Source organism: Pseudomonas lini (assembly GCF_964063345.1).
Classification (GTDB): domain Bacteria; phylum Pseudomonadota; class Gammaproteobacteria; order Pseudomonadales; family Pseudomonadaceae; genus Aquipseudomonas; species Aquipseudomonas lini_B.
Map to the genome: position 1 here is coordinate 2,684,559 of NZ_OZ061318.1, position 25,014 is coordinate 2,709,572.

Here is a 25,014-nt window from a genome sequence, read left to right on the forward strand (position 1 = left end):
CTCAGCTACCGGTGCCGGTGCCCCAGATCCCGCCGAGGTTTTGCAGTAACGAACCGGCCACGCCTTGCTGACCGAGGTATTGCAGGATGACCGGGGCAAACAGGCCGATCATGCCACTGTCCATACCCAGCGCGCTGAAAGCGTTGTTCAAGTCGTTGGTGTCTTTGACGTTACCCAACAGGCCATCGAGCAAAGCGTTCTTGTCCGAACCGCCGCCGAGCAGTCCACCCAATCCATTCAAGCCACCGATGGCGCTATTACCGGCGATTTGATTGAGGCCCGGTACGTTTTTGCTCAGTTCGGAGAAGTCCTGGCCGCTGAGCTGATTTCTCGCCAGCCCCAGCATCGCACCGGCACCGCCGATGGCCTGCTCCGGGGTGATGTCGAGCTGCGAGCCCAGGGTATTGAGCAAACCGGCGGCCTTGGGCGCCGCCGCCACGATACCATCGGCCTCATCGCCTTCATCATCGCCTTCGCCGCCTTCGTCGCCCTGCATCGCCGAAACCGCTTTGGCCGCATCAACGAGACTGAACTGTGCAAAGGCCGGGCTGGCGACCAGCGTCGTCAACGAAGCAACAGCCATGAGCGATGCCAATGCAAAACCGCGTGAAACGTTCATCCAGACATCCTCTAGTGGCATGAAAACCGCCCGGTAACGAGGCGGAAAAACTGCCGATTTGACCGGGTATCCGCTGGCATGTTCCCCCGTCACGTCGATGAAACGTGAAACCCCGGACTCACGCGATGAATGGCATACAGGCACCCGGATCTGGAGGAAGAAGTGAGGCGACTTTTGTGGCGAGGGGGCTTGTCGGAACGCCGCACCGCCCCGTTCGGCGGCGCAGCCGTCGTTAATCCAGACACTACATTTTGTCTGACACACCGTGGGGGGATGGTTTTGGGGCCGCTTCGCAGGAGCGGTGCGGCGTTCCGACAAGCCCCCTCACCACAAAGGCCCCCTCACCATAGGGTTAGCGTGACGCATAAAAAAAACGGCGACCCGAGGGTCGCCGTTTTGCTTTGCTTGAAGCTTTACGCCGCGCTGAACAACTTGTGCGGATCGATCACAAACTTCTTCGGCACACCTGCATCGAACTCACCATAACCACGTGGCGCGTCATCCAGGCTGATGACTTCAACACCGACGATGTCGGCAATCTTGATGCGGTCCCACATGATCGCCTGCATCAGTTGGCGGTTGTACTTCATCACTGGCGTCTGGCCGGTGTGGAAGCTGTGGGATTTGGCCCAGCCCAGACCGAAGCGAATGCTCAGGCTGCCCATTTTCGCGGCCGCATCCACAGCACCTGGGTCTTCAGTCACGTACAGGCCAGGGATACCGATTTTGCCAGCTACCCGAACCACGCCCATCAGCGAGTTGAGCACGGTCGCCGGAGCTTCGTGTTTCACGCCGTCATGGCCGTGACCGCGGGCTTCGAAGCCCACCGCATCAACAGCGCAATCCACTTCTGGCTCGCCCAACAGCGCAGCGATCTGTTCGTGCAGCGGGGTGTCTGTCGACAGGTCGGCAACTTCGAAACCCTGAGCCTTGGCGTGAGCCAGGCGGATCGGGTTGACGTCACCGATGATCACCACAGCCGCGCCCAACAGGCGAGCAGAAGCGGCAGCCGCCAGGCCCACCGGGCCAGCACCGGCGATGTATACCGTGCTGCCAGGGCCAACACCGGCCGTCACTGCGCCGTGGTAACCGGTCGGCAGGATGTCGGAGAGGCAGGTCAGGTCGCGGATTTTTTCCATCGCGCGATCGCGATCCGGGAGTTTCAGCAGGTTGAAGTCAGCGTACGGCACCATCGCGTATTCAGCCTGGCCACCGGTCCAGTCGCCCATGTCGACATAACCATAAGCACCGCCCGGACGCGCCGGGTTGACGCTCAGGCACACACCGGTGTGCATCTCTTTGCAGGAACGGCAGCGCCCGCAAGCTACGTTGAACGGTACGGACACCAGGTCGCCGATTTGCAGATTTTCGACGTCGCTGCCCTTCTCGATCACTTCACCGGTTATCTCGTGGCCCAGCACCAGACCGGTCTGAGCGGTGGTACGGCCGCGCACCATGTGCTGGTCGGAACCACAGATGTTGGTGGAAACCACACGCAGGATGACAGCGTGGTTAATCTTCCTGCCGCGCGGGTCCTGCATTTTCGGATAGTCGATTTTCTGTACTTCGACTTTGCCATTGCCGAGATACACCACACCACGATTGTCAGACATGCTTTCACCTCGCTGTTGTTTTTATGTAGCGGTCGCGTCGCCATGGATCGGCGGCGCGTTGATTGCTCGGGTTGTTGCCTGTGTCTTCTTGCGTTGTCTGTTGGGGCCTCATCGCGGGCAAGCCCGCTCCCACAGTGGATCTGGGTGGGCCCAAGGTTTGTGAACGACCCAAACCCTGTGGGAGCGGGCTTGCCCGCGATGGCGATCTAAAGAACGACGGTGCGATTGGCGTTCAAAAACACGCGTCGTTCAATGTGATATCCAACGGCCCGTGCCAAAGTCAGCCCTTCGACATCTCGCCCCTTGGCGATCAAATCTTCGGGATAGTGACTGTGATCCACAGCCTCCACGCCTTGGGCGATGATCGGGCCTTCGTCCAGGTCGTTGTTGATGTAGTGCGCCGTGGCGCCGACCAGTTTCACGCCCTTGTTGTAGGCCTGGTGATAGGGTTTGGCACCCTTGAAACCGGGTAGCAGGGAGTGATGAATGTTGATCGCCTTGCCGTCGAGTTTGCGGCACAGCTCTGGCGACAGGACCTGCATGTAACGGGCAAGGACCACCAGTTCAGCGCCGGACTCTTCAATTACCTGCCAGACCTGACGCTCCTGCGCCGGTTTGTCGTTCGGGTCCAGCGGGAAATGGTAGTACGGAATCTGGTGCCAGTCGGCCAACGGCTTGAGGTCCGGGTGGTTGGAGACCACCGCGACCACGTCCATCGACAACTGGCCGATGCGCTGGCGGTAGAGCAAATCGTTGAGGCAGTGATCGGCCTTGGAGACCATGATCACCACTTTTGGCCGGTGGTGTGGCGGGGTCAGCTCGAAGACCATCCCGAAGGCTTCACCACGCTCTGCCAAACCTGCGCGAAAGGCTTGTTCGTCGAAGCCATCGGGCTGACGGAATTCCACGCGAATGAAGAAACGGCCCGAGAGCCGGTCATCGAAGGAGTGGTGCTCGGTGACGTAGCAGCCCTGCTCGAACAGAAAGCGGGTCACCGCATCCACGGTGCCGAGGACGCTAGGGCAGTCGGCGGTCAGAATCCATGTGTCTGGGGCGCGGCTCATAGTGCGGTGACTCCTGTTCGAAAATACCTACGCGACTGCGAAGACCTGTGGCGAGGGAGCTTGCTCCCGCTGGGTTGCGAAGCAACCCCTATTTCAGCAACCGCATTCCGGCAGAAGGAACGCGAACTCAGGTTTTACGACTGCTGCGCAGCCGAGCGGGAGCAAGTTCCCTCGCCACAAAAGCAGTCATGAACACAACCCTGTGTTACGCCTGGACGCTAAGCCCGTACTCAGCGGCCGCATCCTGCAACCACAACCACCAGTAATCCGAGAAGCTGCGACGAATCAGCAGTTCCCAGGTGTCTTCGGCAGTGTGGCGGATCATCAGTTGCGACTTGGCGAACACCGTGCCGACAGCCTTGCCCACCGGGAAGTTGTTGGGATGCACGTCGTAGCTGGTGGACTTCATCAGCACCTGGCGTACGTTCGGGCCGCTGAGTTCGAGGATCTGCTGGCCGCCGCTGACGTTGACGATCTGGATGTGCAGGTCGCCCAGGGCTTTGCGCAATTTCTGCTCGGCGGCGAATTCTTCACCGGTCGGCACGATCAGCAGCCATTCGTCCGGCCCCATCCATTGCAGGCTGGTTTCACCCTTGGTCACCACGGTCAACGCGGCTGGCAGCTCCAGGCCCAGGGCCTTGTGCACACCGGCAGCGAACGCTGGATCATGGCCATCGCCACGAATGGTCAGGTGACCGAGGAGTTTTTTCTCACGCACGATCACGCCGGCGTTCTTGCGGCCCTTGCCCACCAGGCTGGCGAGGTCGGCGTGATGCAGCGACGACTCGGCCTTGGCCCCGGTGGTTGGGCGTTGTTGGTAAACATTGGCTGCGGTCATAAAGCACCTGTTCCTGAATTCAATTTCCTGTGGGAGCGTGGCTTGCCCGCGATGGGAGCAACTCGGTCTGCCTGTGGCACCGCGTTATCGTTCATCGCGGGCAAGCCCGCTCCCACAGGGGACTGTGGTGTTACACGTTCTGGCGATCGCCTTTCGGATCGAAGAACACCGAAGAAACGATTTCCGCCTCGATCACGCTGCCGTCGGCCAGCGGTGCGAACACCCGCTCACCCATGCGCTTCAGGCCGCCCTTGACCACACCCATGGCAAACGAATAACCGAGGGAGTTGTGCAAGTAGCTGGAAGTCACGTGACCGACCATGGTCATCGGGATGGTTTGCTTGGTGTTGAACACCAGTTGCGCACCTTCCGGCAGCCATTTGGTCGGATCGATCGGCTTCAGACCGACCAGCTGTTTGCGCTGATCACGCACGCAGTCTTCGCGGTTCATCCCACGCCAGCCGATCCAGGAGAACGGTTTGGTGCGACCGACACACCAGCCCATGTTCAGGTCGTCCGGGGTCATCGAGCTGTCAGTGTCCTGACCGACAATGATGAAGCCCTTCTCTGCCCGCAGTACGTGCATGGTTTCGGTGCCGTACGGAGTCAGGTTGTACTTCTTCCCGGCCTCGACGATTTTTTCCAGCACGCCCATTGCATAGTCGGCCTGCACGTTGACTTCGTACGACAACTCACCGGTAAACGAAATCCGGAATATCCGCGCCGGTACGCCACCGACCAGAGCTTCTTTCCAAGTCATGAACGGGAAAGCTTCATTGGCCAGATCGACATCGGTGACTTCGCTGAGCAGCTTGCGGCTGTTCGGCCCCGACAGGGTCATGGTTGCCCAGTGATCCGTCACGGAAGTGAAGTACACCTTCAGGTCAGGCCATTCGGTCTGATGGTAGATTTCCAGCCATTGCAGCACGCGTGCAGCGCCGCCGGTGGTGGTGGTCATCACGAAATGGTTATCGGCAAGGCAGGCAGTCACGCCGTCGTCGAACACCATGCCGTCTTCTTTACACATCAGGCCGTAACGCGCCTTGCCCACGTCAAGCTTGGTCCAGGCGTTGGTGTAGATACGGTTGAGAAACTCACGCGAATCCGGGCCCTGGATGTCGATCTTGCCCAGGGTCGAAGCGTCCAGCAGGCCGACGCTGTCACGCACGGCTTTGCATTCGCGCTTCACGGCGGCATGCAGGTCTTCACCGTTTTTCGGGAAGTACCAAGGACGTTTCCACTGACCGACGTCTTCGAATTCAGCACCGTTTTTCACGTGCCAGTGATGCAGCGCGGTGAAACGAACCGGCTCGAAGATGTGCCCACAGTGACGACCGGCCACGGCGCCGAAGGTTACCGGCGTGTAGTTCGGACGGAACATGGTGGTGCCCATCTGCGGGATGGTCACGTTCAGCGAACGGGCGGCAATGGCCAGACCGTTGACGTTGCCGAGCTTGCCCTGATCGGTGCCGAAGCCCAGCGCGGTGTAGCGTTTGACGTGCTCGACCGACTCGAAGCCTTCGCGGGTCGCCAGTTCGATGGCGGCAGCGGTGACGTCGTTCTGCAGGTCGACGAATTGCTTCGGCGCACGGGCAGTGTTTTTTTCGTGAGGCACCTGGAACAGCGCCAACGTCGGTTCTTCCAGACGGCTCAAGGCTTTCGGCAAAACGCCTTCGACCTTGCCGAAACCGGCTTCACTAGCGGCGCGAGCGCCGCCTTCAAAACCATCGGCCAACGAATCGCCGAGGCCGTAAACGCCGTTGATGCCACCGACGCACACGCGTTTTTGCGGTGCTTCGCCCGGTACGAAACCGAGGATGTCTTCACGCCAGATCGGCTTGCCACCCAAGTGCGACGCCAGGTGAACCACCGGGCTGTAGCCGCCGGAACTGGCGACCAGGTCGCAATCGAGCCACTCGCCCGGGCTGGTCACGGTGTGTGCTTTTACGTCAATCGCGGCAACGCGCGCAGCGGTGACGTGCTTGCTGCCACGGGCTTCGATCACGGCACTGCCGGTCAGGATGCGGATGCCTTTGGCGCGCGCTTCTTCCACCAGCGCACCGCGAGGGTTGCTGCGGGCATCGGCGATCGCGACCACTTGCAGACTGGCATCGAGCCAGTCCAGCGCTACGCGGTAAGCGTGATCGTTGTTGGTCGACAGCACGAGCTTTTTGCCAGGTGCCACGCCGTAACGGCGAACATAAGTCGACACGGCGCCGGCGAGCATGTTGCCCGGCACGTCGTTGTTGCCGTAAACCAGTGGACGCTCGTGAGTACCGGTCGCCAGCACTACACGTTTGGCGCGAACCCGGTGGATGCGCTGACGCACCTGGCCGATCGGGGCGCGGTCGCCGAGGTGATCGGTGAGGCGCTCGTGAATGGTCAGGAAGTTATGGTCGTGGTAACCGTTGACCGTGGCGCGCGGCAACAGCAGCACGTCCGGGGTGTTTTTCAGCTCGGCGATGATGCTGGCGACCCACTCGGTAGCGGGTTTGCCGTCGAGGCTTTCGCGGGAATCGAGCAGGCTGCCGCCGAACTCTTCCTGCTCATCGGCCAGGATCACACGCGCACCGCTACGGGCAGCCGCCAGTGCAGCCGCCAGACCCGCAGGGCCAGCGCCGACGATCAGCACGTCGCAGTGCTGGTTCATGTAGTCGTAGGTGTCCGGATCGTTCTCGGTCGGCGAGCGGCCAAGGCCGGCAGCCTTACGAATGTACTTCTCGTAGGTCATCCAGAACGATTGCGGGTACATGAAGGTTTTGTAGTAGAAGCCCGGCGGCATCAGCTTGCCGCCGACCTTGCCGAGAATCCCCATCATGTCGTTGTTCACGCTCGGCCAGCCGTTGGTGCTGGTGGCGACCAGGCCTTGGTACAGCGCTTGTTGCGTGGCGCGCACGTTCGGGATCTGCGTGGCTTCGGTCGCACCGATCTGCAGCACGGCGTTCGGCTCTTCGGCACCGGCGGCGAAGATGCCGCGCGGGCGCGAGTACTTGAAGCTGCGGCCGATGATGTCGACACCGTTGGCCAGCAAGGCGGCGGCGAGGGTATCGCCTTCAAAGCCTTTGTAGACCTGGCCGTTGAAGGTGAAGCTCAGCACTTTGTTACGGTCGATGCGTCCGCCGTTGGACAGGCGATTGATCTGGCTCATACCTTCTCTCCCAGAGCCGTGGCGGCCGCTTTCGGGCTGTCGGTCTTGTCGGTGAACTGCGGCTTGGCGCCGATCTTGTAGGTTTCGAGAATCTCGTAGGTCACGGTGTTACGGGTGACGTTGAAGTACTGACGGCAACCGGCAACGTGATCCCACAGTTCGTGGTGCAGACCGCGAGGGTTATCGCGGAAGAACATGTAGTCGCCCCACTCCTCGTCGGTGCAGCTGTTTGGATCCAGTGGACGCGGGATGTGCGCCTGGCCGGATGCGTGGAATTCCTCTTCGGAGCGCAACTCGCCGCAGTGAGGACAGAAGATATGCAACATGGGGATTTCTCCTGTTAGTGGGCAACCGCAGCAGCGCCGTGTTCGTCGATCAACGCACCGTTGTGGAAACGGTCGATGGAGAAAGGTGCGGCCAATGGGTGCATTTCACCCTTGGCCAGGCTGGCGGCAAATACGTTGCCCGAGCCAGGTGTTGCCTTGAAGCCACCGGTGCCCCAACCGCAGTTGAAGAACATGTTCGGTACCGGTGTTTTCGAAATGATCGGGCACGCATCCGGCGTGGTGTCGACGATGCCGCCCCACTGACGGTTCATGCGTACGCGGGACAACACCGGGAACATCTCGACGATGGCCTGAACGGTGTGTTCGATCACCGGGTACGAACCGCGCTGGCCGTAGCCGTTGTAACCGTCGATACCGGCGCCGATCACCAGGTCGCCCTTGTCGGACTGGCTGATGTAACCGTGTACGGCGTTGGACATGATCACGCTGTCGATAATCGGCTTGATCGGCTCGGACACCAGCGCTTGCAGCGGGTGCGATTCGATCGGCAGACGGAAACCGGCGAGTTTGGCCATGTGCCCGGAGTTACCGGCGGTAACCACACCAACGCGCTTGGCGCCGATGAAGCCTTTGTTGGTTTCAACACCGATGCACACGCCGTTTTCCTTGCGGAAGCCGATCACTTCGGTCTGCTGGATCAGGTCCACACCCAAGGCGTCGGCGGCACGGGCAAAACCCCACGCCACGGCATCGTGACGAGCCACGCCGCCGCGACGCTGGACAGTTGCGCCCATCACCGGGTAGCGAGTGTTCTTGGAGCAGTCGAGGTACGGAATCTCGTCGGCTACCTGTTTGGCATCAAGCAGTTCGCCGTCCACGCCGTTGAGGCGGTTGGCGCTGACACGACGCTCGGAATCACGGATGTCCTGCAGGGTGTGGCACAGGTTGTAAACGCCACGCTGGGAGAACATCACGTTGTAGTTCAGGTCCTGGGACAGGCCTTCCCACAATTTCATCGCGTGTTCGTACAGGTGCGCCGATTCGTCCCACAGGTAGTTGGAGCGAACGATGGTGGTGTTGCGCGCGGTGTTACCGCCGCCCAGCCAGCCTTTCTCGACCACAGCCACGTTGGTGATGCCGTGTTCCTTGGCCAAGTAGTAGGCGGTCGCCAGACCATGCCCGCCACCGCCGACGATGACCACGTCGTAGACCTTTTTAGGGGTCGGCGTGCGCCACATCTTCTGCCAGTTTTCGTGATGGCTGAGGGAGTGTTTGAAGAGGCCGAAGCCCGAATAGCGTTGCATAGTCATTTACTCCAAAACCGCGCTCAGCGATAAACCGGGAAGTCCGCGCACAGGGCTGCCACTTGCTGCGCGACATTGGCCTCGACATCGGCATCGCCGAGGTTGTCGAGGATGTCGCAGATCCAGCCGGCCAGCGTTACACACTGGGTGACCTTGAAGCCGCGAGTGGTCACCGCCGGGGTGCCGATACGCAGGCCGGAGGTCACGAATGGCGACTGTGGATCGTTCGGGACAGCGTTCTTGTTCACGGTGATGTGGGCGCGACCGAGTGCTGCGTCCGCCTCTTTGCCGGTGAGACCCTGACGGATCAGGCTGACCAGGAACAGGTGGTTATCGGTACCGCCGGACACTACATCGTAGCCGCGTTTGATAAATACGCTGGCCATGGCCTGAGCGTTGTCGATCACTTGTTGCTGGTAAGCCTTGAAGCCAGGTTCCAGCGCTTCCTTGAAGCACACCGCCTTACCGGCGATCACGTGCATCAGCGGGCCGCCCTGGGCACCGGGGAATACCGCAGCGTTGAGCTTCTTCTCGATTTCTTCGTTGGACTTGCACAAGATCAGGCCGCCACGCGGACCGCGCAGGGTCTTGTGGGTGGTGGTGGTGACCACATCAGCGTACGGCAGCGGATTCGGGTACAGGCCAGCAGCAACCAGACCGGCAACGTGAGCCATGTCGACGAACAGCAGCGCACCGACCTTGTCGGCGATCTGGCGGAAGCGTGGGAAGTCGAGGGTCTTGGAGTAGGCCGAGAACCCGGCAACGATCATTTTCGGCTTGCACTCGACGGCCAGTCGCTCGACTTCGTCGTAATCGATCAGACCGGTTTTGGTGTCAATGCCGTACTGCACGGCGTTGTACAGCTTGCCCGAGGACGACACTTTGGCGCCGTGGGTCAAGTGACCGCCATGGGCCAGGCTCATGCCCAGAATGGTGTCGCCGGCTTGCAGCAGGGCCAGGTACACGGCGCTGTTGGCCGAAGAGCCGGAATGCGGCTGGACGTTGGCGTAATCGGCGCCGAACAGTTGCTTGGCGCGTTCAATGGCCAAGGCTTCAACTTTGTCGACGTGCTCGCAGCCACCGTAGTAGCGTTTGCCCGGATAGCCTTCGGCGTATTTGTTGGTCAGGCCGCTGCCTTGCGCTTCCATCACGCGCTTGCTGGTGTAGTTCTCTGACGCGATCAGCTCGATGTGATCTTCCTGGCGTTGCTCCTCGGCATTCATCGCCGCCAGCAGTGCATCGTCGTAACCCTTGATCTGGTCTTGCTTGCTGAACATCGCGTCTCTCCCAGCGGCATCTATGCGCCATTCGTCTCGGTAAGGCACTGGCGTTACGGCAGTGCCCTTTGGATGCGATGGTATGACCGGCGCAGACAGGTCAAATGCCTATGGACGCCACGCAAAGGTGCGTTTACGACATGGGCCAGAAAGCCTGACCGGACACAATCTTCAAATTAGAAAGGATCCCCTGTGGGAGCGGCGGTGCGACGATTCGACTTGCCCGCGATAGCGGTGGGTCAGCTGACATCAATGCTGGAGTGATGCCGCCATCGCGGGCAAACCCGCTCCCACAGGGTTTTACGCGCCCCTGCAGAGGTCAGGCAATAAGTTGGCGCAAGGCCAAAAGCACGAAGAAGTGCGCGGGATAGAGCGCGTAAGCCCAGCGACGCATCGGTGGTGGCCGGATGCCTTGGGCGTGTCGCAATAGCAACAGCCCCAATAGTGGCGCAATCAGACAAGCGGCAATGCCGAGGATGGCTACATTGCTATGAAGTCGTGCAGCGTAATACAGCACCTGCCATTGATTAGCCGCCAAACAGACCAGCCCCGGCAGAAGGCTGAAATACCAGGGACGCCTGATCACCAGCAACATCGCCAACGGCAACAGCACGCCGAAGAAACCGAACATCAGTCGCTCCGGGAACAGCGCTGCCAGCAACAAGGCACCGGCCGCCAATAGTCGCGACTGAAGCATCCTGTGCTGCCAGCCACGGACGATCAACAGACCCAGAACCAACGTGGGCAACACGTTCAAGGTGTCGTGTTCAGGAATGTACATCCGGTAGGGGATTTCGCTCAAAGCGCCAAACAGCAACAACCAACCGAGGTAACGCCACTGGCCGTCGGTCGTTACTGCACGGGCTCGCGACAGGTTCGCCGCCATCGCCAAACAGAACCACGGGAATGCCAATCTACCCGGCACATACAGCAAATCGATGGAGTAACCGACATATCGCAGGTGATCAAGCACCATGCTCAGCAGCGCCAGCCACTTGAGCAGATCCAGTGCACCGTCCCTCTGAGTCATGTGCATAATTGCCCAAGGCGTTTGTATTTTTCTGACAGACTCACCCCGTGTGCTCCCCGGACGATCTTCGGTAAAGTGCGCACCATCATTGACCAACGAAGCGCCACAAGCGCCTCGATCACGGAAGCAGGCCATGACCGATAAGAGCCAACAATTCGCCAGCGACAACTATTCCGGTATCTGCCCTGAAGCCTGGGCTGCCATGGAACAGGCCAACCACGGCCACCAGCGCGCTTACGGCGACGATGAGTGGACCGCACGCGCCTCGGATCAATTCCGCAAACTGTTCGAAACCGACTGCGAAGTGTTCTTCGCCTTCAACGGCACCGCGGCCAACTCATTGGCCCTGTCGTCACTGTGCCAGAGTTACCACAGCGTGATCTGCTCGGAAACCGCCCACGTCGAAACCGACGAATGCGGCGCGCCGGAGTTTTTCTCCAACGGCTCCAAGCTGCTCATCGCCCGCACCGAAAACGGCAAGCTGACGCCGGAATCGATCCGCGAAATCGCCCTCAAGCGCCAGGACATCCACTACCCGAAACCGCGCGTAGTGACCCTGACCCAGGCTACTGAAGTCGGTAGCGTGTATACCCCGGCCGAAATCCGCGCCATCAGCGCCACCTGCAAAGAACTGGGCCTGAACCTGCACATGGACGGCGCACGTTTCTCCAATGCCTGCGCGTACCTGGGCTGCTCACCAGCGGACCTGACCTGGAAGGCCGGCGTCGACGTACTGTGCTTCGGCGGCACGAAAAACGGCATGGCGGTGGGCGAAGCGATTCTGTTCTTCAACCACAAACTGGCTGAAGACTTCGATTACCGCTGCAAACAGGCCGGGCAACTGGCCTCGAAAATGCGCTTCCTCTCGGCGCCGTGGGTCGGGATTCTGGAAAACGACGCCTGGCTCAAATACGCCCGCCACGCCAACCACTGCGCGCAGCTGCTGGCCGAACTGGTGAGCGACATTCCGGGCGTGGAACTGATGTTCCCGGTGCAGGCCAACGGCGTGTTCCTGCAGCTGTCAGAGCCGGCCATTGCCGCACTGACCGCCAAGGGCTGGCGCTTCTACACATTCATCGGCAACGGCGGCGCACGGTTCATGTGCTCGTGGGACACCGAAGAAGAACGCGTGCGCGAATTGGCGACGGATATTCGGGAAGTAATGTCAGCCTGACACCCCCAAGCTTTGTGGCGAGGGGGCTTGCCCCCGTTCGGCTGCGCAGCAGCCGTAAATCAACCAACGCGGTCTGCCTGACAAATCGCATGCTCAGGCTTTGGGGCTGCTGCGCAACCCAGCGGGAGCAAGCTCCCTCGCCACAGGTCTGTGTTCGACCTCAGCTAATTGATTGAAATGAGCTTTTGTGGCGAGGGAGCTTGCTCCCGCTCGGCTGCGCAGCAGCCGTAAATCAACCAACGCGGTCTGCCTGACAGACCGCATGCTCAGGCTTTGGGGCTGCTTCGCAACCCAGCGGGAGCAAGCTCCCTCGCCACAGGTCTGTGTTCGACCTCAGCTAATTGATTGAAATGAGCTTTTGTGGCGAGGGAGCTTGCTCCCGCTCGGCTGCGCAGCAGTCGTAAATCAACCAACGCGGTCTGCCTGACAAATCGCATGCTCAGGCTTTGGGGCTGCTGCGCAACCCAGCGGGAGCAAGCTCCCTCGCCACAGGTTCTGTGTTCGACCTCAGTTATTTGATTGAAATGAGCTTTTGTGGCGAGGGAGCTTGCTCCCGTTCGGCTGCGCAGCAGTCGTAAATCAACCAACGCGGTCTGCCTGACAGACCGCATGTTCAGGCTTTGGGGCTGCTTCGCAACCCAGCGGGAGCAAGCTCCCTCGCCACAGGTCTGTGTTCGACCTCAGTTATTTGATTGAAATGAGCTTTTGTGGCGAGGGAGCTTGCTCCCGCTCGGCTGCGCAGCAGTCGTAAATCAACCAACGCGGTCTGCCTGACAAATCGCATGCTCAGGCTTTGGGGCTGCTTCGCAACCCAGCGGGAGCAAGCTCCCGTTCGGCTGCGCAGCAGCCGTAAATCAACCAACGCGGTCTGCCTGACAAACCGCATGCTCAGGCTTTGGGGCTGCTTCGCAACCCAGCGGGAGCAAGCTCCCTCGCCACAGGTCTGTGTTCACCTCCGCTAATTGATTGAAATGAGCTTTTGTGGCGAGGGAGCTTGCTCCCGCTCGGCTGCGCAGCAGTCGTAAATCAACCAACGCGGTCTGCCTGACAGACCGCATTCTCAGGGTTAAGGGCTGCTTCGCAACCCAACGGGGGCGAGCCAACTCGCCACATACAGCCTTCATGCAAAATGATCCCGCAAGAGTTGGTCTACATTGACTGGCGAGCCGTTTCGATCCGCATCGATAACAACAATCAGGAGCGTACGCATGTCATTACAAGGCAAAACCCTGTTCATCACCGGTGCCAGTCGTGGCATTGGGCGTGAGATTGCGCTGCGGGCAGCAAAGGACGGGGCTAACATCGTGATTGCCGCCAAAAGCGCCACTCCTCACCCCAAACTGCCTGGCACCATCTTCAGTGTGGCGGCGGAAGTTGAAGCAGCGGGCGGCAAGGCGCTGGCCTTGCAGGTGGATGTGCGTGATGAAATTGCCGTGCGCCAGGCCATGGCCGACGCCTCTGAGCATTTCGGCGGCATCGACGCGCTGATCAACAATGCCGGGGCGATCAAGCTGACCGGGGTGCAACACATCGAACTCAAGCGCTTCGACCTGATGCATCAGATCAACACCCGCGCCGTGCTGCTGTGCAGTCAGGCTGCCCTGCCCTATTTGAAAAAAACCGCCGGCCACATCCTCAACCTGTCACCACCGCTGAACCTGGCCACCAAGTGGTTCGCCCAGTACAGCCCTTACACGGTGACCAAATACGGCATGAGCATGCTGACTTTGGGCATGAGCGAGGAATTCGCCTCCTACGGCATCAGCGTTAATTCCCTGTGGCCGCAGACCATGATCGCGACCGCTGCGATCGAGTTTCAGCTGGGGTCACGCGAGTCGTTCAAGCATGCGCGTTCGCCGGCGATTATGGCGGATGCTGCTTACGCGATTCTGAGCAGCAGTGGCCGCAGCATTACCGGGCGCTTGCTGATTGATGAGGAGATTCTGCGGGAGCATGGGGTTAACGAATTTGATCATTATCGTTTTGAGCCGGACAGCAACGACAAGCTGATGCCCGACCTGTTTATCGACTGAAAAACACCGTTCCTGTGGGAGCGAGCTTGCTCGCGATAGCGGTGGATCAGCCAACATTGATGTTGGATCTGATTCCGTCATCGCGAGCAAGCTCGCTCCCACAGGGTTCCATGGTGCTTATTAGAACTCGATCCGCACATCGCCCTTCGGCACGCTGCAGCACGACAGAATGTAACCCTCGGCCTCGTCTTCCTCGGTAATCCCACCGTTGTGGTCCATTTCGACCTCACCACCAAGCTTCATCACCTTGCAGGTCCCGCAGATCCCCATCCCGCAGGCCTTCGGAATCAGCAAGCCAAGCTTGGCCGCCGCCGCATGCACGGTTTCGCCCGGCGCCACACGAATGCTCTTGCCGGACGCGGTGAATTCCACCTGATGCAGATCCGCCGCATCGACTTCCGGAGCATCCGCCGCTTGTTCGGCTTGTTCCACCGCGTCGGCACGGGCTTCCGCTGGCGTCGCGCCGAAGGATTCCTCGTGATAACGCGACATGTCGAAACCCGCCGTCTCGAGCATGCGCTTGACCGCGTTCATGTATGGGGTCGGGCCGCAGCAGAAGACTTCACGCTCAAGGAAGTCCGGCGCCATCAATTCGAGCATCTTGTGGTTCAGGTAACCGCGATAACCGGCCCACGGCTCGCCCAGACCATGCTTCTCGCAAATCAGGTGCAGGCTGAAGTTGTCGATCCGCGACGCCATGTGTTCCAGCTCGCGGTGATAAATGATGTCTTTGGGCGAGCGGGCACTGTGGATAAACGTCATGTCGACGTTGCCATTGGTGTCATAGAACCAGCGCGCCATGGACATGCACGGCGTGATGCCGACGCCGCCGCTGAGGTAAAGCACTTTCGGCGCAGGGAAGTCCATGGCGTTGAACAGCCCGACCGGCCCGTGCACCGCCAACTCCTGGCCTTCATGCAGGGTGTCGTGCAGCCAGTTGGACACCTTGCCCCCCGGCACGCGCTTGATCGTCACCGAAAAGCTGTACGGCACCGACGGTGAGCTGGAAATGGTATAGGAACGCATAATCGGCACGCCGTCGATTTCCAGCTCCAGGGTGACGAACTGCCCGGGCTTGAAAAAGAACAGGATTGGCTGGTCGGCCATAAAGCAGAAGGTGCGCACATCCCAGGTTTCCTGGATGACTTTGACGCAACGGACAATGTGTCGACCATTGGCCCAGGTCTGGGTGGTTACCGGGTTCAGGAAGCTGTTGGACATGCTGATCTCCACGGCCGACTGTCGGCCTTCATGTTGGCGATTCTGCGTATAGCGAGAACCTCCCATTTACCTATCTGCGACATTCACATACTTATCGCGACCAGCCCCCAATTACCGGGGGTTGCGCGTCGGGAACAGATTGGGCCATGTCGCCCATGGATAAGGTTCTGGCGAGCGCCGGCCCCACACTCGCCCCATACCAAGTCACAACCTTTACACCTTGCGTAGCAAACCGTATCAGCCACTATTTCGCCGGCCACACAGAATGGCCATGAGGATCAAATCGATGGACGTCACCGCAAAAATCAGCCTGGGCGATCCGCTGGAACCCGCACGCAAGGCCACCGCGCAGATGCTGCAAGAGCGCGAGCGCACTTTTTCGCTGCCGCAGCCGTTTTACTCTGACGAGCGGCTGTTTGATATCGACATGCAGGAAATCTTTCAGAAAGAGTGGTTGATCGCCGGCATGACCTGCGAAATCCCGACCAAGGGCAACTACCTGACCCTGCAAGTCGGCAAGAACCCGATCATCGTGATTCGTGGTGCCGACGGCGTGGTCCATGCATTCCACAACGTCTGCCGTCACCGCGGTTCGCGGCTGTGCACCAGTGAAAAAGGCAAAGTCGCCAAACTGGTCTGCCACTACCACCAGTGGACGTATGAGCTGGACGGTCGCCTGCTGTTCGCCGGCACCGAAATGGGCGCCGACTTCGACATGAAGCAGTACGGCTTGAAGCCTGTGAACGTGAAAACCGCTGGCGGTTACATCTTCATCAGCCTCTCGGAAAACCCGCCGGCCATTGATGACTTCTTGTCGACGCTGAACCATTACATGGAACCGTACGACATGGAGAATACCAAGGTGGCGATCCAGACCACCTTGTTCGAAAAAGCCAACTGGAAACTGGTGCTGGAAAACAACCGCGAGTGCTACCACTGCAACGCGTCGCACCCGGAACTGTTGAAAACCCTGCTGGAATGGGACGACGTCACCGACCCGCGTGCCGACCAGGCCTTCAAGGACCACGTGGCTGCTTCGGCCGCTGCCTGGGAAGCCGAGAAAATCCCTTACGCCCACGCCAGTTTCGGCCTGCGTAACCGCATCGTGCGCATGCCGCTGCTCAAGGGCACCGTGTCGATGACCCTGGACGGCAAACAGGGCTGCGCCAAACTCATGGGCCGCATCAAAAACCCGGACCTGGGCTCGATGCGCATCCTGCACCTGCCGCATTCGTGGAACCACTGCATGGGCGACCACATCATCGTGTTCACCGTGTGGCCGATCAGCGCTCAGGAAACCATGGTTACCACCAAATGGATCGTGCACAAGGACGCGGTCGAAGGCGTGGACTACGACGTGGAGCGCATGCGCCAGGTCTGGGATGCGACCAACGACCAGGACCGTCGCCTGGCCGAAGAAAACCAGCGCGGGATCAACTCCACCGCGTACCAGCCTGGGCCTTACTCCAAGACCTATGAGTTTGGCGTGGTGAACTTCGTGGATTGGTACAGCGAGCGGTTGCTGAACAACCTTGGGGCCGAGCCTGCGCCTTATCTCAAAGGTGTTCCGGTTCAAGGCTAAGAGCAAAAGCATCGCGGGCAAGCCCGCTCCCAAAGGATCGGCGGCGTACACAGATTTTGTGAACACCCCCATCACTGTGGGAGCGGGCTTGCCCGCGATGAGGCCGGCACAGTCAGCCCGTTAACTCGAAGACCACCGCACCGACCCATCCTCGCCAATAAACGTCTCTTCGATGTTCTCCCCCACCAGCCGCACCTTCACATAACCGTTCAACACCCGATCCGGGTACGCCTCATCCCGCGCATTTTCCGTTTCCGACCACAGCACCCGCGCATGCCCGTTCAGCTCGCTGGCATTGCCGTAGGGAATCGCCCCGTGCCCGGCGCAGCGCGCATGCAACCCGCCTTGAGCGGCGTAGCAGATGCCGTTGTGCAAATGCCCCCAATACCAGTAATCCGGCTCGCGGCCCAAGGCATCGCACACCGGCTGATACAGCGCCGTCTTGCTGTGCCCGGAAATATCAAAGCCCTGGTGATGACTGAGCACCATGATTTTCTTGCGTTGAGGCAGATCTTTCATCCAGTCGATCTGCTCCTTGTTCAGTGCACCGTCCATGTACAGGTTGATCGCATCCGAGGCGTAAGCCGTGTCGAGCCCGATCACCAGCCAGTCATCGTTGTACAACGCGAAATAACTGGTGCCCTGCTGCGCCGGAAAACGCTTGGCCAATTCCTTGAAATAGCCATGGGCGCCGCTGTACATCTCGTGATTGGAGTTGAGGGTGAACGAGCCGTGCTTGCCCATGGGCCAGCCGACCATGTCAACGTCTTCCTGGGAGCGGGTGCCGGCGTAATACACATCCCCCAGGTGAATGGTGAAGTCGGCCTGGGCCAGTTGCATCTGGTTGGCCACCGACACCGCCGGAGCATGGCTGTCGAACGGCCCGGTGCCCCAGTCGCCGGCGATGGCCAGGGTTACGTCACTGTCCATGCGCATCAGCGCCGGGTTGGTGGCGAACGGCGCGTGATGCCGCAGGTTCTCGATCCATTTGAGCAATGCCTCGCTCCACAACAGATCCAGCAGCTCCCATTTGCGACAACCGAGCAGGCTGCCGTCCTTGAGCACTCGGGTTTGCAGCTCGTCCACCGATTGCGGCAAGGGGCTGGCGTTGCCGATGTGCAGGATCGACAAGCCGTGGGACAACTCCCACGGCACACTCGGCTGATCGTCTGGCATATCGCCGTGCTTGAGCACGTATTGCGCCTGATCGTGACCCCGCTGCAGCAGCGCGACAATGGCTTCGAACTCCTCGGGCTCAAGCTCGCTGACGAGCTTTTTCCAGGCCATTTCCAAACGGGTGAACAAGCCGTGTACGCGTAGCTTGACCTTGTCGTACTCGTGTTCCCAATGACTGACCAATGACATGTCGCTTTCCTCCATCCGTAGTGGAATCACAGGGTTTTCATGAACTCGATGAGCGCACGCTTATCGAGTTCCGACAGCTGCGTGCCGTACAGGTGGCCGCCGTTGTGGTTGCCCTCCAGACGGGTGTCGTATTTGAAGTCCGCCGAGGCCTTCATCTGCTGGCCACTGGTGACGAAGCCGACCTTGTCCTGGTCGTACACATCGGAGCCGGTGAAGAACACCAGCGGCCTCTTTTCCGGTGGTTGCAGCAAGTCCCACAGGGTCGGTACCGAACCGTTGTGCAGATACGGTGCACGCAACCAGACGCCGTCGGTGGGCGTGTTGCTGTAGCTCTGGGTCTTGCGATAGGCGCCAAAGTCGAACGGCGATTTCTTGAAGCCATGGAAAGCCGTCACCAAACCTGTGGTGAACGAGTTCAGCCGATGGGGATCGGTGCCCAGCTCATCAATGCTGGTGGTGACCTGACCGGTGTCGGTGCGGCCAAAATCGTGGCAATTGGCGCAGTTGTTTTCCCAGACCGGTTTACCCCGTGCGACTTTGGCCTGATCCAGCGCGAACGGCCAGGCCGGCGCCTTGTGGCCCAGCAACCAGTTGGTCACCCGGTTGAAACTGGCCGGCAATACCGACTCCGGCGTTGCGCCCACGGCCATGGCTGCCGCGTAGTTGCGCTCATGGATGTCGTTGTTGTTGCCGTCCCAGTGCAGGTACAGCGACTCCCGAGGCTTCTGGTTCCAGACTTGCGGCAAGTCGACGGTGCCGATGGTCGAGTCATCCGGGAAGCCGAACACCACCATTTTCGTCGGGTTGAAGGTGTCGGTACGTCCCGGCCCTTGCGGTGCGCGCAGGCGTTGCCAGGCATAGGCCTGCTTCTGCTTGACCAGCGCGCTCGTGGCCATCGGAATGATCACGTAGCGGTTGTACAAGCGCTCGAAAAACCCGAGCTGGAACTTGCTGTTGATCGCCGTCATCACCGCGTCGGGGGTGAATTTCGGGTCGCTGGCGCAATTGTAGGCAAACCACTGGAAGGCCTGCAGTTGCAGGGTATTGGCCGGCGCGGTGGCCACCGGGATGGCGACGTCGCTGGTAGTGGCCCGGTAAGAACCGGTATGACACAAGGCGCAGTTGGGCTCCACGGTCGGATAGCCTATCTGCCGCTTGGCCATGCCGATCGGCAGGTCCTTCCCGTTCTCGTAGAGGAAACCGAAGACTTCGTAGCCGCCGGGTTTCGGCAGTTTATCCGGGCACATTTGCGGCAATACGGCGAACAGGTAATAGGGAATCCGCGCTTCGATGCCCAGGCCGATGGCGCCGTACTTGTAGTGGTCCTCATCGGAGGCGTATTGCTCGGCCGGCACCACCCGCAGCATCTGGTACCAGGTTTCGTAGCCGATAAACCCCAGCGCCAGCACCACGACCAGCGTGGCGACTTTGAAGCTGTGTCGCTGCCAGCGTCGTGCCCACGCCTCGCGCCACTCATGCAAGCCGTCGCGAAGCAACGCCAAGGGCCGATTGGCCGGCGCGCTGCCCAGGTAGAGCAGAGTCCCGAGGATCAGGAACATGCTCAGATCGCCCAGCAGCATCGGCACGAACACCTGGGCCTGGTTGCTGGTGTTGATCAGGTAAATCCAGAACGCCACGGCGACCAATCGCGACAATACGCACAGCCACGAATGCACGACGTATTTTGGTGCGTTGAAGCCAGACGGCATGTAAAACAGACTGATCCCCACCAGCAGCATGCCGGCGTTTTCCAGCCATGGATCGGAGAGCTGCGGCGGCATCCCGAGCATTGAGGTCAGCAACGCCGGCGCGAACAACGCCGGAATCGCGAAGACCATATTCATCACAATGCCTAGCCAGATGAAGCGTTGAAACCAGCGGATGTAACTGTCCATGGCGTCCCTTTCCTTTTTGTCACCAATCCCAAGTCAGCACACGGCTTTTGTGGCGAGGGAGCTTGCTCCCGCTCGGCTGCGAAGCAGTCGTAAAACCAGAAAACGCGGTGTATCTGATAGATCGCACCCTCAGGTTTTGGGGCTGCTACGCAGCCCAGCGGGAGCAAGCTCCCTCGCCACAGGTAAGCAGTGCTAGCCGAGGGCTGTTTTCTCCAGGTGTTGCAGGATGATCGGGTACACGTCGACCACCGCATTCTTGCCGAACATGCAGTCGATGTGCCCGTAACCCGGCACCACATGCCGGCTGTAGCGCTCCGGCCCATGGACTTTGCACACGCGCTCATAGGTCTTGAGCGTGCTTTCCGGCAGGTAGCACTGGTTGTCTTCGCCGCTGATGAAGCAGATCGGCATGGTCAGCCGGTCAAAGTGAGGCATGTAGACGTCCTGGCCCTTGAAGTCCACCAGATGACCTTTGCGCAGGATCAACGCCAGGTGCTCGAAGGTCTGCATGTTCGATTCGCCGAACAGTTCATGCAGGTTGTCATGCAGGGTCTCGTTGAGCGTGTCGTGGCGGTACAGCGACGCGTACATGAAGGTGATGCGATGGCACACCGGATTGGTGCAGTAGCCCTGAGCCTCGATGCGGGCATACCCGTTGAGAGCCTTGTCGTAGAGTTTGTTGAACCAGCTCTCCTTGTTGTCGGCATACGCGGTGAGGGATTTGATGCCAATGGCGTCGAGCATCCCCGGAAGGTGCAAACCGGCCTTGAGCCCGGTTGCCGTGGCGACCACCGTATCCGCCGCGATCTGTGAACACACCACCGAACGCACGCCCTGCAACCCGGCCAACAGCGACATGAAGAAAGTCGTCGCTCCGTAGCAATGCACCACGCATTGCACGTCCGCGGCCTTGGTTGCTTGCTGGATCTGCGCGATGGCGGCCTTGAAGTCGTACTGCGCAATCTGATCGCCGTTCCATTCCTTCTTGCTCGCGGGCAACAGAATGCTCACCCGCAAATCCAGCAGCCAGACGTCGTACTCGTGCTTGCACAGGTACTCCAGCAGGTTGGTCTGGATGGTGTCGGTGGAGAAAATATTCGAGCCCACGCCCAAGCCATGCACCAGCATCACCGGCCCTTTGCTGCCGCCCTGATAGCGGGTCAGGCGTAGCTGTACGTTGTCTTCGGTCTGGAAGAACTGCACGCTCGGGATCGGCGCATCCAATGGGCGTTTCTGCCGCGGCGGTGCATCAGGGTTGAAGTAGATGTCACCCGCGAACACGCCGCCGTAGCTCTCCCACAAAATGCCGGCGAAAAACTTGCCGAACCGCGCCAGCCCATCTATGCGCTCCCGTTCGTTGCGGGCATTGAGCACCTTCATGGTGGTCATCTGCTTGGCGAAATCGACTGGATGGATGTGCATTACACCCGAACCCATCACCTCACCGGTCTTGTCAGCGCCGCGATACAGCGTGACGTAGAGGGTGCTGGTGTCGTGCCAGACGTTCAGCACGCCGTTGTCTTCGGGCACCGTTTTGAACGCGCTGAAGTAATAATCGCTGCCGTCCTCGGCGGTCAGTTTCATGTCGTAATTCATGTGCCGCACGCCAACTTGTTCCTGATACTCCTCGAACAGGTTGAACACGCCATTGCTGGCGGTCAGCGGTTCCCGTGACAGGCCCGGCGCATTGAGCGTGCCGACCAGCGTCGCAGCGTGTTGCGGCTCCTTGATCATGCGGTTGAGGTCGTTGGCGGTGATGGTCAGGGTGAACTCGATCGGCGAGTTCTCTGACTCGCCGCTCTTGGCGGCCGCCTCGTAGAGTTTGAGATCAGTACCTTGAGGCTGAGTGAAGTCTTTGGAGAAATAGCCCTTCATTGTTTCGGTGAACTGCACGCCGAGGGTCGGCGGCGCCACCTGTTTGCGCGGCGCCGAGGGCAACGTGTAGTCGATATGCCAACCGCGATCGGCGGCCAGCAGGCCCATGTTGCGCTCGCTCACGGCGGAGATGGTCAGCAGCGGATTGACCGCCAGGGAGGTCGGAATCACCGCGCCGTCGGTCACGTACAACCCCGCATAGACATTGGTGCCACTGACGCCGCTGAACACCTGGCCCTTGTGGTTGACCACGCCCTGCTCCGCGTCCTCGCCCATCACGCAACCGCCCAACGGGTGGACGGAAACGATGCTGTGTTTGAGCAGCTCGGTCCAGATCGGGTTCTCGACCCAGATCCCGCCTAATGCCTTGGTGCTCTGGTGCAGTCGCTCGTTACCGAGTTTGACGTTTTCCTGCTCGCCAACGCCCGGCCAGTCGATGCGCAGCTGATCCTTGCTGTCGAGCACCATGCGCCCCTTGCCGTCATCGTGACTCATGATCAGGTAGGTCTGCATGTTATGCAGGGCGCCGTGATACGGGCCGCGAAGGAAGCTTTCGGTTTCGCGCTCCGCGTACTTGAGCTTGCCGGTGAAACTGTCGTCGGTGGGTTTGCCGATCAACCCGGCGAACGCAGCCATGCTCGGTACCATGGGCCGGCCTAGAGCGCCGGGAATCGAGCCTTCTTCGATGACCATGCGGCTGCGCCAGTCGCCTTCGGTGCGCATGTCGATGATCGAGGTGATACACGGGCCGACCGGTTTCATTTCACTGGCCGGGTGCGCACCGAAACCGATGCCGTTGATCGCTTGGTCGCAGTTGTGGCCAAAACCGAGAATGTCGCCGTTGCCGCTCATGTTCTCGCCGAGCTGATCGGACGTCGCCAGGCCTTTATCCCGAGAACGCAGGAGGATTTCGGTGGAACCCAGGGTGCCCGCCGAAACCACCACGACGTCAGCCTTGACGAATAGCGTCGGTGCCGAGAACTTCTCGCGGCCGCTGTCCAGATACTGGAAGTGCACGATCCAGCCGTCGCCGTCGGCGTCGAGCTCCAGATGTCGCACCTCCGCCTGGCAGAAAATCTCCGCGCCGTGGTTCCAGGCATCCGGCAGGTAATTCATCAGCGTGGTGTTCTTGGCCTTGTTGTTACAGCCCGACACGCAGTCGCCGCAGTGGTTGCACGGTAATTGCTCGACGCCGACGTGGTTGAGATTGTTCGGCAGTTTGTCGAAGGTCACGTTGATCGGTGGCTTGTAAAAATGCGCGCCTTGCTTGAGGTAGTCCGCGGATTTTTTGTTGGCATCCAGTTTCGGCAGGTTGGGTGCGGTGCTTGGATACGGATTGGGCTTTAGCATTTCTCGAGCCCGGGCATAACCCTCCTTGAGCAGCGTGTCGCGATGCTCACGCACCGCCAGTGGCCAGCGCGGGTCGTCGAACACGCCGGGCTCCGGTTCCAGCGCAACGTTGGCGTTGATCAATGACGTACCGCCCAGACCGCAACCGACCACCACGTTCTGCTGGGCATTGACGTGCAGGTCGAACAACCCGGTGCGCGAACCGATGTGCCCGTCCGGGTCATGGACTTGCAGCTCTTCAGTGGCCGCCAGCATCGTATTGGGGTATTCGCCGGGCTGGATTTCCCGGCCCCGCTCCAGCAGGCACACCCGCTTGCCGGCCCGGGACAGGCGCGACGCCGCGATCCCGCCGCCGTAGCCGGAGCCGATGACGATCACGTCGTAATGTTCCTTGATGTCGCTGATGGGCGTGGCGATCCGTGTCATGGGTCATTTCCTCTCAGGCAGATGGGCAACTCTGTGGTTGCCTGCAATCGATCGACGAACGAACGCCTGGTCACCGGGCACGGTCGGGCCTCAGTGGCAGCGGCGTCAGGGTATGGGGAAAGGTTTCAGGCGCTATAGACGAGCGCGCTGATTGGCGGCGCGACGGTGAATCCGCTTACGCAGCAAGGTCGCGGGTGTCGGTACACAGGTCGTGCAGGGATTTGGGTGCAAGCGATGTGGCTGGCTATCCATCACGCGTTCTCCCTGAACCAGATGTGGATAAGTGACGGCTGTCCTTGTGCCCTGAGAGTGAAGACAGGTGACAGATCGAAGTCAAGGGAGCGCCTTAGACCTGTATGAAATCTGATCTATCGCGTTGCGGTCTATAGGGGCCGTGGCTTGCAGGGTTTAGCGAACAAGTTATCCACATCTCCACCCACAGCTATTGGGGACAACTGTGGATGAAGGAGCAAATTTATTCACAAAAAACCAAGAAAAACCGTGACTTATCCAGAAGCAGGGTTTTACGCAAGCATTGGTTGTTTTTTAACCAGAAGCCTGTAGACCACGGTTTATATGACGTGCAGAGGATAGCGAACACCTTATCCACAGAAGCGCCAACAGACTTTGGGGGCAACTTTGCAGGTTCTGTGGAAAACCGCCGAAAGCCCCGAGAATTCAGGGTTTGCGGAAGGATTAGTGAGAGAAAAAGGTCAATTGAACATTATTTGATCAACTCACTGAAAGCCACGGTTTATATAGCCTGTAGCGGACAGCGAACATCTTATCCACAGAAGCGCCAACAGAGATTGGGGGCAAGTATCGGCTGGCTAGCGAAGTCGTTCTGTGAAAAAAGCTCGAAAAAACCGGGGCTTAGGCTGGTTATTTTTTGTACGGAGGGCTGGAGGGCTTG

16 protein-coding genes are annotated in these 25,014 nt (G+C 59.9%); 3 read left to right on the forward strand and 13 right to left on the reverse strand.

Annotated features, from left to right (window positions below; all coding sequences use genetic code 11):
* Position 1 precedes the first annotated feature (1 nt).
* The 9 genes from AB3226_RS12190 to AB3226_RS12230 form a co-directional block, all read right to left on the reverse strand.
* Positions 2-619: a DUF2780 domain-containing protein gene (locus AB3226_RS12190; protein WP_367373225.1), complete on the reverse strand. Its 618-nt coding sequence runs from the start codon at positions 617-619 to the stop codon at positions 2-4.
* 413 nt (positions 620-1,032) lie between these two features.
* On the reverse strand, positions 1,033-2,232 hold the full coding sequence (gene fdhA / locus AB3226_RS12195) for a formaldehyde dehydrogenase, glutathione-independent (RefSeq protein ID WP_367373226.1): 1,200 nt from the start codon (positions 2,230-2,232) through the stop codon (positions 1,033-1,035).
* A 206-nt stretch (positions 2,233-2,438) separates the two neighbouring features.
* Positions 2,439-3,296: a formyltetrahydrofolate deformylase gene (gene purU, locus AB3226_RS12200; protein ID WP_367373227.1), complete on the reverse strand. Its 858-nt coding sequence runs from the start codon at positions 3,294-3,296 to the stop codon at positions 2,439-2,441.
* 205 nt (positions 3,297-3,501) lie between these two features.
* Positions 3,502-4,134: a sarcosine oxidase subunit gamma gene (locus AB3226_RS12205; protein WP_367373228.1), complete on the reverse strand. Its 633-nt coding sequence runs from the start codon at positions 4,132-4,134 to the stop codon at positions 3,502-3,504.
* 130 nt (positions 4,135-4,264) lie between these two features.
* On the reverse strand, positions 4,265-7,282 hold the full coding sequence (locus tag AB3226_RS12210) for a sarcosine oxidase subunit alpha (RefSeq protein WP_367373229.1): 3,018 nt from the start codon (positions 7,280-7,282) through the stop codon (positions 4,265-4,267).
* A complete protein-coding gene (locus AB3226_RS12215) occupies positions 7,279-7,608 on the reverse strand; it encodes a sarcosine oxidase subunit delta (RefSeq protein ID WP_038981140.1) in 330 nt (109 codons plus the stop codon). Before AB3226_RS12215 ends, AB3226_RS12210 begins: the two co-directional genes overlap by 4 nt.
* A 14-nt stretch (positions 7,609-7,622) precedes the next feature.
* The gene (locus AB3226_RS12220) at positions 7,623-8,873 is read right to left on the reverse strand and encodes a sarcosine oxidase subunit beta (protein ID WP_038981138.1); all 1,251 of its coding nucleotides are present in this window, start codon (positions 8,871-8,873) and stop codon (positions 7,623-7,625) included.
* A 23-nt stretch (positions 8,874-8,896) separates the two neighbouring features.
* On the reverse strand, positions 8,897-10,150 hold the full coding sequence (gene glyA / locus AB3226_RS12225) for a serine hydroxymethyltransferase (protein ID WP_367373230.1): 1,254 nt from the start codon (positions 10,148-10,150) through the stop codon (positions 8,897-8,899).
* Positions 10,151-10,469: 319 nt separating this feature from the next.
* A complete protein-coding gene (locus tag AB3226_RS12230; protein WP_367373231.1) occupies positions 10,470-11,186 on the reverse strand; it encodes a TraX family protein in 717 nt (238 codons plus the stop codon).
* A 127-nt stretch (positions 11,187-11,313) separates the two neighbouring features.
* Here AB3226_RS12230 and AB3226_RS12235 point away from each other — a divergent pair, with 127 nt between their 5' ends.
* Positions 11,314-12,354, forward strand: a complete 1,041-nt coding sequence (locus AB3226_RS12235) for a low specificity L-threonine aldolase (RefSeq protein WP_367373232.1) — start codon at positions 11,314-11,316, stop codon at positions 12,352-12,354.
* A 1,208-nt stretch (positions 12,355-13,562) separates the two neighbouring features.
* The gene (locus AB3226_RS12240) at positions 13,563-14,387 is read left to right on the forward strand and encodes an SDR family oxidoreductase (RefSeq protein WP_367373233.1); all 825 of its coding nucleotides are present in this window, start codon (positions 13,563-13,565) and stop codon (positions 14,385-14,387) included.
* A 120-nt stretch (positions 14,388-14,507) separates the two neighbouring features.
* On the opposite strand, the gene gbcB is transcribed toward AB3226_RS12240, so the two are convergent.
* The gene (gene gbcB, locus AB3226_RS12245) at positions 14,508-15,608 is read right to left on the reverse strand and encodes a glycine-betaine demethylase subunit GbcB (RefSeq protein ID WP_367373234.1); all 1,101 of its coding nucleotides are present in this window, start codon (positions 15,606-15,608) and stop codon (positions 14,508-14,510) included.
* A 286-nt stretch (positions 15,609-15,894) separates the two neighbouring features.
* On the opposite strand from gbcB, the gene gbcA reads away from it, so the two are divergent.
* Positions 15,895-17,190 carry a glycine-betaine demethylase subunit GbcA gene (gene gbcA / locus AB3226_RS12250; protein WP_052967373.1) on the forward strand — a complete coding sequence of 432 codons (1,296 nt, stop codon included), beginning with the start codon at positions 15,895-15,897 and terminating at the stop codon, positions 17,188-17,190.
* A 120-nt stretch (positions 17,191-17,310) separates the two neighbouring features.
* Here gbcA and AB3226_RS12255 read toward each other — a convergent pair whose 3' ends face one another.
* The 3 genes from AB3226_RS12255 to AB3226_RS12265 form a co-directional block, all read right to left on the reverse strand.
* The gene (locus AB3226_RS12255) at positions 17,311-18,555 is read right to left on the reverse strand and encodes a metallophosphoesterase (RefSeq protein WP_367373235.1); all 1,245 of its coding nucleotides are present in this window, start codon (positions 18,553-18,555) and stop codon (positions 17,311-17,313) included.
* Between the two features lie 26 nt (positions 18,556-18,581).
* Positions 18,582-20,450 (reverse strand): hypothetical protein, encoded by a 1,869-nt coding sequence (locus tag AB3226_RS12260; RefSeq protein WP_367373236.1) that lies wholly within the window; start codon positions 20,448-20,450, stop codon positions 18,582-18,584.
* A gap of 192 nt (positions 20,451-20,642) precedes the next feature.
* Positions 20,643-24,101 carry an alpha/beta fold hydrolase gene (locus AB3226_RS12265; RefSeq protein WP_367373237.1) on the reverse strand — a complete coding sequence of 1,153 codons (3,459 nt, stop codon included), beginning with the start codon at positions 24,099-24,101 and terminating at the stop codon, positions 20,643-20,645.
* Positions 24,102-25,014 lie beyond the last annotated feature (913 nt).

Excerpts from the sequence above, each read along its gene's own strand:
- AB3226_RS12190 (WP_367373225.1), bottom strand. The coding sequence starts at position 619 with ATGAACGTTTCACGCGGTTTTGCATTGGCATCGCTCATGGCTGTTGCT.
- fdhA (WP_367373226.1), bottom strand. The coding sequence starts at position 2,232 with ATGTCTGACAATCGTGGTGTGGTGTATCTCGGCAATGGCAAAGTCGAA.
- purU (WP_367373227.1), bottom strand. The coding sequence starts at position 3,296 with ATGAGCCGCGCCCCAGACACATGGATTCTGACCGCCGACTGCCCTAGC.
- AB3226_RS12205 (WP_367373228.1), bottom strand. The coding sequence starts at position 4,134 with ATGACCGCAGCCAATGTTTACCAACAACGCCCAACCACCGGGGCCAAG.
- AB3226_RS12210 (WP_367373229.1), bottom strand. The coding sequence starts at position 7,282 with ATGAGCCAGATCAATCGCCTGTCCAACGGCGGACGCATCGACCGTAAC.
- AB3226_RS12215 (WP_038981140.1), bottom strand. The coding sequence starts at position 7,608 with ATGTTGCATATCTTCTGTCCTCACTGCGGCGAGTTGCGCTCCGAAGAG.
- AB3226_RS12220 (WP_038981138.1), bottom strand. The coding sequence starts at position 8,873 with ATGCAACGCTATTCGGGCTTCGGCCTCTTCAAACACTCCCTCAGCCAT.
- glyA (WP_367373230.1), bottom strand. The coding sequence starts at position 10,150 with ATGTTCAGCAAGCAAGACCAGATCAAGGGTTACGACGATGCACTGCTG.
- AB3226_RS12230 (WP_367373231.1), bottom strand. The coding sequence starts at position 11,186 with ATGCACATGACTCAGAGGGACGGTGCACTGGATCTGCTCAAGTGGCTG.
- AB3226_RS12235 (WP_367373232.1), top strand. The coding sequence starts at position 11,314 with ATGACCGATAAGAGCCAACAATTCGCCAGCGACAACTATTCCGGTATC.
- AB3226_RS12240 (WP_367373233.1), top strand. The coding sequence starts at position 13,563 with ATGTCATTACAAGGCAAAACCCTGTTCATCACCGGTGCCAGTCGTGGC.
- gbcB (WP_367373234.1), bottom strand. The coding sequence starts at position 15,608 with ATGTCCAACAGCTTCCTGAACCCGGTAACCACCCAGACCTGGGCCAAT.
- gbcA (WP_052967373.1), top strand. The coding sequence starts at position 15,895 with ATGGACGTCACCGCAAAAATCAGCCTGGGCGATCCGCTGGAACCCGCA.
- AB3226_RS12255 (WP_367373235.1), bottom strand. The coding sequence starts at position 18,555 with ATGTCATTGGTCAGTCATTGGGAACACGAGTACGACAAGGTCAAGCTA.
- AB3226_RS12260 (WP_367373236.1), bottom strand. The coding sequence starts at position 20,450 with ATGGACAGTTACATCCGCTGGTTTCAACGCTTCATCTGGCTAGGCATT.
- AB3226_RS12265 (WP_367373237.1), bottom strand. The coding sequence starts at position 24,101 with ATGACACGGATCGCCACGCCCATCAGCGACATCAAGGAACATTACGAC.